The following is a 7,006-nucleotide window of genomic DNA, read 5'->3' on the forward strand; positions in this document are numbered from 1 at the left end:
CGGCGACCTGGGCATCGACGCCATGCACATCAATCTGCACAAGACGTTCTCGACACCCCATGGCGGCGGCGGGCCGGGCAGTGGGCCGGTGGTCCTGGCAGACACGCTGATACCCTATGCGCCGCTGCCCTATGTCGTGGCCGAAGGCGACAGCTATCGCCTGGTCGAGCATGACGAGACCGGCAAGAGTTTCGGTCGCCTGCGCGCGTTCCACGGACAGATGGGCATGTTCATTCGCGCCTTGAGCTACATGATGAGTCATGGCACCGACGGTTTGCGTCAGGTAGCCGAAGACGCCGTGCTGAATGCCAACTACGTCATGAAGAGGCTGGAGGATGAATACCACGCCGCCTTTCCAGGCCCGTGCATGCACGAGTGTCTGTTCGACGATCAGTCGCTGAAGGAAACCGACGTCACCACACTGGACGTCGCCAAGGCGATGATCGATGAAGGCTTCCACCCGATGACGATGTATTTCCCGCTGATCGTCCATGGCGCCATGCTGATCGAGCCGACGGAGACGGAGAGCAAGCAGACCTTGGACCTGTTCTGCGACACGATGATCGGCTTGATGCGCCGCGCCAAGAACGGCGATGCTGAGTGGTTCCACGGCGCCCCTTATCTGTCGCCCTGGCGTCGCCTCGACGAAACCGCCGCGGCGCGCCATCCGGTGTTGACCTGGCAGCCGCCCAGCGACGAAGAGGCCGCCGCGTAGCCGAAGGAAAAAAGTGTTTCTGTTCAAGGATTTGGCCACCGGTCGGTCACTCGGCAACACTGGTGCGTTGGCGTTTGCAAGTTGATTTGATTCAACTCAATCTAATCTTGCTCTAGACTAGATCCGCCGCTGATCGGGCCCGATAACGGGCTGAGATACAACAACAGCAAGATCTTATCCTTGTTCCGGACCCGGCACCTGGGGAGGAACGCGCGATGAAGATCTATCCGACCATCGAGATAATGAACGGCAAGGCCGTCGATCGACTTGACGGTAGCGGCGAGCCGCCGAGACCTTTCGACATGGCGCCTTTGGACGCGGCGAAACAGTTCGCCGGCGATGGCGCGGATTGCCTGCACGTCGTTGACGTGGACGGCACCATGCAGGGCGGCCATCACAACGGTGATCTCATCTGCGAGATCATCGACAGTGTCGGCATCCCGGTTCAGGTCGCCGGCGGCATCCGCACCATGGAGACTGCCGCCTGGTGGATCGACCACGGTGCCTCGCGTATCGGTCTGGGCACGGCGGCGGTCAAGGATCGACACCTGGTTCAACAAGTGTGCAGCGCTTATCCCGAACGTGTGCTGGTGACCATCGCCGCGCGTCGCGATCACGTCGTCGTCGAAGGCTGGCGCGAAACGACGACCTATACCGCGCTTCAGCTTGCACAGAGTTTTGAGCAAACAGGTGTTGCCGAGATCGTCTTTGTCGATCTTGACCGCGACACGGATCCTCAAGAATACAATCTTGCTGCCACCAGCAAAATGGGTGAGGAGCTCGGCATCCCCGTCATCTCGAGCGGCACGGTGACCGCGCTCGACGACGTCGCGACACTTCGCTACCTCCCTAATATCGGCGGCTGCATCATTGGCCGCGCCTTGTTCAACGGAACGGTGTCTCTTGAAGACGCTTTGGAGACCGCGAAAACGCCCTACAAGGTGCCGGAGTTCGTCTAGAGCGGATCGCGATTGGTCGGAGACACCAAGCGGCTCCGGTCAACTGCGTGAATCCGCTCTAACTTCGTCCTGAAGCAAGGATTGCCGGTCATGGCGGGCGCGGCGTAAGGTCGACGACCTAGCCGCGATGCAATCGCGGGTCCATTGCGCCGTCGTCTTGCCGGAGACCTCCCATGTTTGAAGACCTGGAGGCCTTAGAGGCCGATCCAATTCTTGGCGTCATGCTCGCCTATCGCGCCGATGCAAGGGCCGAGAAAATCGACCTTGGTATCGGCATTTACAAGGACTCCGAAGGGTCGACACCGATCATGGCAGCCGTGCGCGAGGCCGAGAAACGCCTCTTCGCGTCGCAGACCACCAAGGCCTATGTCGCACCGGGCGGTGACGAGACCTTTAACGCGGCGATGTGCGATGTCGTATTCGGCACCGACAGACCGGCCGGCCGGGTTCGCGCCATTCAGACCCCGGGCGGTAGCGGTGCCTTGCGTGTGGTCATGGATCTGATCAAGAACACGCGGCCGGACGCGACCTTGTGGGTCAGCGAGCCGACCTGGCCCAATCATCACATCCTTGCCGGCGCGGCCGCGCTGACGGTAGCGCGCTATCCCTATTTTGACCCGGACAAGAAGACCGTGTGTTTCGCCGACATGCTGGAAGGGTTGCGCCGCGCTAAGTCCGGCGACGCCGTGTTGTTGCACGGCTGTTGCCACAACCCCAGCGGCGCCGATCTGGATATCGCGCAATGGCGGGACGTTGCCGCGCTGATCGCCGAACGCGGTCTGCTCGCGTTTGTTGATATCGCCTATCAAGGCCTTGGCGACGGTTTGGAGACTGATGCGGCGGGGCTGAGATTGCTGGCCAGTGAACTGCCTGAAATGGTCGTCGCCGCGTCATGCTCAAAGAACTTCGGTCTCTATCGCGATCGAGTCGGCTGCGCGTTTGTGCTGGCGGCCGATTCGGATCAGGCCGATGTCGCGCGCCAGCATGCGGTGCGCGCGGTGCGCGGCAACTATTCCATGCCGCCGGATCACGGCGCGGCTGTCGTCAGCACCATTCTGGGTGACCCGGAGCTGCGCGGTGTGTGGCTCGACGAGCTCGATACCATGCGCCAGCGGGTGCAAAGCCTGCGCCGCGCCTTGGCCGATAGCCTGCGCCTTAAGACGAACAGCGACCGCTTCGATTTCTTCGCCGAACACCGGGGCCTGTTCTCCCTGACCGGGCTGTCGCCCGAGCAGGTCGCCGCATTGCGCGAAGGTTACGGCATCTATCTCATCGGCGACGGACGCATGAACGTCGCCGGTCTGACGGAAGACAACATCGACGCCTTCGCCGATGCTCTGATCGCCGTGACGTCGCGTGCTTAAGTCGATCTAACGGCGCACCAGTGCGGCCGAGACGACCAGCGCGCCGGCGGCGATGAACGAGGCCATCTCGTAGCTGCCGGTGTTGCTGTGCAGCTGGCCGGCAAACCAGGGCCCGATCACCTGTCCCAGGCCGAAACTGGCTGTCATGATCGCCAGTGTCTGCCGTGACGCGTGGGGCGCCAGCTTGTGGGCCTCGATCAGGCCCAGCGCCGTGATGCCCATGAACGTAACGCCGAACAATGCGGAGGCCACGAGCACGAACGCGGGCGTGTCGGCGACGACGCTCAAGACCACGGCGAATGCCTCAATGATGCAGGCGATTGAGAGCGCGCTCGCGCCGCCGATCCGGTCGGCCGTGCGTACCCACAGATAGACCGAGGGCGCGGCCGCCAGGCCGGCGATCAGCCAGACATAGGGCTCGGCCGGATTAAGCGCCGGGTCGTCGCGGGTGATCACCGAGATGAAGGTGGCGGTGATCACGTAGCCGAAGCCGAACAGGCCGTAACCGATGATCAGGCGGACCAGCCGCCCGCTGATTCGCCCGGATGATGCGGCCTGTGGTGCGCCTGCTGAAGGCTCCTTGCTCTCGCCTGGCACCAGGAACGCAGCGATCACGAGAAACAGCAGTGTGAGGAGGCCGCTGACGATCCACAGCGCGCGCCAGCCCATGCCGTTCGCGGCCAGCACGGCGACGGCGATCGACGAGATCGCGATGCCGCAGCCGACCCCGGCGAAGTGGATGCTCGAAAGGCCGGGCCTGCCTGCCTCGTTGAGCCGCTCCAGAATGAGGGCTGAAGAAAACACCAGGACAAAGGCGCTGGCGATGCCGCCGATGAAACGCAGCGCCAGAAAGGCATCGATCAGGATCGTCATGCCCATGGCCGCCGTCGTCAACGCGCTGAGCAGGAGCGCACCGAGGAACCACAGGCGCCGGCTGCCGGGCAGAAAGCCCATCGACGCCGCCAGCGCGCCGACCAGATAGCCCAGGAAGTTGGCCGAGGCGATCAGGCCGGCATCGCTCGAACCGAGCGACATCTCCGCGACCATGAACGGCAGGATCGGCGTATAGACAAACCGCCCGATACCCATGGCCGCCGCCAGCGCCAGGAGGCCGCCGAGGGCGATGTAGACAGGGTTCCGCAAGGGTGTCGCCTCCCCGGGGCGTCATGCGTTCGGTAGACGACCCAAGCATGGGCCCGAGAGCGGGTCGCGATTAATCAGAGCCATTCAGCAGCTCTGATCAATCGCGTGAATCCGCTCTCAATCAAACAGTTAGAGCAGGTTCAAGCATTCTATCTGGATCGCAAACGATCTAGATAAAATGCGATCTGCGCCAGGCAAAAAACAAGGCGCCCGCCGGATGGCGGGCGCCTTGAAGGTGAACGGTTGCCCCCGCTCGATAAAAGATCAGTGCAGGCGGTCCTCGACGTCGCCGATGGCGCTGTCGATCAGCTCGGCCTGTTTGCCTTCGTCAATCTTGTCGGTCAGTAGCTTGCGCGTCGCCTTGAGAGCCAGATCGGTGGCAGCGGTGCGGACGTGGCGGACCGCGTCATGCTCAGCCTGGGCGATGCGCTCCATGGCGAGCTCGCGGCGGCGCTTGAGCGCGGTCTCCAGAGCCTCCGCGGCGTGCTTGGCATGGCGTTCGGCCTCGGCCTCGGCATGCTCGATCAAAGCTGCGGCCTCCTTCTCGGCCTCTCGCTGCTTGCGTTCGTAGGACGCCAGGAGGTCCTGGGCTTCCTCGCGCAAGCGGCGCGCCTCGTCCAACTCGCTGCGAATGCGGTCGCTACGGCCATCCAGGCCGCCGAAGATCATCTTGGTCAGCGGACGCCATAGAATGCCGATCGCGACAAAGAACGCCAGCGCGACCCAGAAGGTTTCGTCGAAAAACATGGCCTACCCCCCACGCGCCGTGTCGATGGCGCGGGCGACTTCCTCATCGGACGCGTCGACGCCGATCAGCTTGCGTGTGGCGTCGCGGGCGGCATCAGCGGCGATGTCGCGCAGGTTCGCCATGGCGTCTTCCTGGGCCTGGGCGACGGTCTCAGCCGCCGCCGTGGCTTCGCGGGAGAGATGTTCGTCCAGTTCGGCGTGACGCTTGGCGGCTTCGGCGCTGGCCGCCTCGCTCGCCTTGCCGACGATGGCATGGGCGTTGTCGCGCGCGCTCTGCATGGACGCGTCATAGGCCGTCAAGGCCTCTTCCGCATCGACCCGGGCCTTGTCGGCCGCCTCAAGATCGCTCTCTACCTTTTCCTTGCGTGCCGCCAGGACCGCGCCGATACGCGGCAACGCGACGCGCGACATCACGATGTAGAGCACGATGAACGTGATCGCGAGCCACACCAGCTGCGGCAGGAAATGAGCGAAATCTAATTGCGGCATGAGCCTTCGTCCTATTCGTGATGATTGCCGGTCCGCCCCCGTTTCGAGAGCGGACCGGCAGGCAACCTAGAATACGAACAGGATGAGAAGCGCGATCAGCAGCGCGTAGAGCGCCACGGCTTCGACCAGCGCGAAGCCGATCCACATGAAGCCCTGAACGTTGGGCGCGGCGGCCGGATTACGGCCGACCGACGAGATCATCGACGAGAAGATGTTGCCGATACCGACACCGACGCCGCCCAGACCGATAACGGCCAGGCCTGCGCCAATCAGCTTCGCAGCTTCGACTTCCATGGTGAGGTCCTTTCCTATTCCTAGAAGCGGGTGTGACGGGTGGCTGCGGCCGCCCGGTTAATGCATGTGGATCGCGTCGTGCAGGTAGATGCAGCTCAAGACCGCAAAGACGTAGGCCTGCAGGAACGCGATGGCGAATTCGAGGACGGTCAGCCCGACCACGACCGAGAACGGGATGACGCCGGGCACGACATAGAAGGCGCCCAACGAGAGGATGAAGCCGGCGAACACCTTCAGCATGGTATGGCCCGCCGTCAGGTTGGCGAACAGGCGCAAACCCAGGCTGACCGGCCGGATCAGATAGGACAGAACCTCGATCGGGATGACCAACGGCGCCAGGAAGCCCGGCACGCCGGTTGGCAGGAAGAACCCGAAGAAACCGAAGCCATGCTTGACGAAACCGATGACGGTTACGCCGATGAAGACGACCAGCGCCAGGCCGAACGTAACGACGATCTGGCTGGTGACCGTGAAGCTGTACGGCAACATGCCCAGCATGTTGCAGAACAGGATGAACATGAAGAGTGTGAAAACAAACGGAAAATAGGGTTTCCCTTCGTTGCCCACGTTGTCGCGCACCATGTTCGCGACAAACTCATAGGCGACCTCGGCCAGCGATTGCCATCGCCCCGGTACCAGTTCGCGCCGGCGCACGGTAAGCGTCGTGAACAGGATGATCAGCACGACCGCGGCCACCATGTAGGCCGCCGAGTTCGTGAATGACACCGTCACATCACCGATGTGGATGGGTACCCAGTGCTCAACCTGGAACTGGTGAAGCGGATCCGCTCCGCCTTCGCCATGTGCGTCCGTCGCCAAATCGACCCCCGTTTACGCGGTGTTGTCGTTTTCCTTGTCCGGCGTCTTCTTTTTCAGAAGATCGCCGTGGGTAAAACCGCTAACCGCGCGGTACACATTCATAACGCCTGCCGCCATGCCCATGACAAGCAGGATAATCATAAACAACGGCGCGACGCCCAAGAGACTGTCGAGCCACAGACCCAGGCCGACCGACACCGCAATGGCCGCGACCATCTCCATCGCCAGCCGAATGGCCATCCCGTAGCTCTTGCTGGCTGCCCGCTTTTGAGGGTCGGGCCGTTCTGCCGCTTCGCCACGCTCCCGAGCCTCGTCGATGCGCTTCTGCAACCGGGAAAGATCGGCCGGCCGATTTGGATCACGCATGGGGATCACCGAAGGCCACGTCCGCCTCTCACCACCGCTTCTGGCAACGCCGAATCGGGCGATAAAGCGGCGGCACCATACGGAGCGGTCCGAACCCTGTCAAGGACGGC

9 protein-coding genes are annotated in these 7,006 nt (G+C 62.9%); 3 read left to right on the forward strand and 6 right to left on the reverse strand.

Annotated elements, in window-relative coordinates; all coding sequences use genetic code 11:
- The 3 genes from AAF563_25155 to AAF563_25165 all read left to right on the forward strand — a co-directional run.
- Nucleotides 1-715 (forward strand): aminomethyl-transferring glycine dehydrogenase subunit GcvPB (locus AAF563_25155; GenBank protein MEM7124588.1); only part of this gene is annotated, 715 nt, incomplete at its 5' end.
- A gap of 215 nt (nucleotides 716-930) precedes the next feature.
- On the forward strand, nucleotides 931-1,674 hold the full coding sequence (locus AAF563_25160) for a 1-(5-phosphoribosyl)-5-[(5-phosphoribosylamino)methylideneamino] imidazole-4-carboxamide isomerase (protein MEM7124589.1): 744 nt from the start codon (nucleotides 931-933) through the stop codon (nucleotides 1,672-1,674).
- Nucleotides 1,675-1,847: 173 nt separating this feature from the next.
- Entirely contained in the window at nucleotides 1,848-3,038 is a 1,191-nt protein-coding gene (locus AAF563_25165; GenBank protein ID MEM7124590.1) for an amino acid aminotransferase, read from the forward strand.
- Between the two features lie 6 nt (nucleotides 3,039-3,044).
- On the opposite strand, the gene AAF563_25170 is transcribed toward AAF563_25165, so the two are convergent.
- The 6 genes from AAF563_25170 to AAF563_25195 form a co-directional block, all read right to left on the reverse strand.
- Nucleotides 3,045-4,181 (reverse strand): YbfB/YjiJ family MFS transporter, encoded by a 1,137-nt coding sequence (locus tag AAF563_25170; protein ID MEM7124591.1) that lies wholly within the window; start codon nucleotides 4,179-4,181, stop codon nucleotides 3,045-3,047.
- A gap of 264 nt (nucleotides 4,182-4,445) precedes the next feature.
- Entirely contained in the window at nucleotides 4,446-4,928 is a 483-nt protein-coding gene (locus AAF563_25175) for a F0F1 ATP synthase subunit B (protein MEM7124592.1), read from the reverse strand.
- Nucleotides 4,929-4,931: 3 nt separating this feature from the next.
- The gene (locus AAF563_25180; protein ID MEM7124593.1) at nucleotides 4,932-5,417 is read right to left on the reverse strand and encodes a F0F1 ATP synthase subunit B'; all 486 of its coding nucleotides are present in this window, start codon (nucleotides 5,415-5,417) and stop codon (nucleotides 4,932-4,934) included.
- Between the two features lie 66 nt (nucleotides 5,418-5,483).
- Nucleotides 5,484-5,711 carry a F0F1 ATP synthase subunit C gene (locus AAF563_25185; GenBank protein MEM7124594.1) on the reverse strand — a complete coding sequence of 76 codons (228 nt, stop codon included), beginning with the start codon at nucleotides 5,709-5,711 and terminating at the stop codon, nucleotides 5,484-5,486.
- Nucleotides 5,712-5,768: 57 nt separating this feature from the next.
- Nucleotides 5,769-6,530 (reverse strand): F0F1 ATP synthase subunit A, encoded by a 762-nt coding sequence (locus AAF563_25190; GenBank protein MEM7124595.1) that lies wholly within the window; start codon nucleotides 6,528-6,530, stop codon nucleotides 5,769-5,771.
- 12 nt (nucleotides 6,531-6,542) lie between these two features.
- Nucleotides 6,543-6,896: an AtpZ/AtpI family protein gene (locus AAF563_25195; protein ID MEM7124596.1), complete on the reverse strand. Its 354-nt coding sequence runs from the start codon at nucleotides 6,894-6,896 to the stop codon at nucleotides 6,543-6,545.
- Nucleotides 6,897-7,006 lie beyond the last annotated feature (110 nt).

The sequence above is a fragment of the Pseudomonadota bacterium genome (assembly GCA_039028155.1).
In the GTDB taxonomy this organism is placed as follows: Bacteria; Pseudomonadota; Alphaproteobacteria; order SP197; family SP197; genus JANQGO01.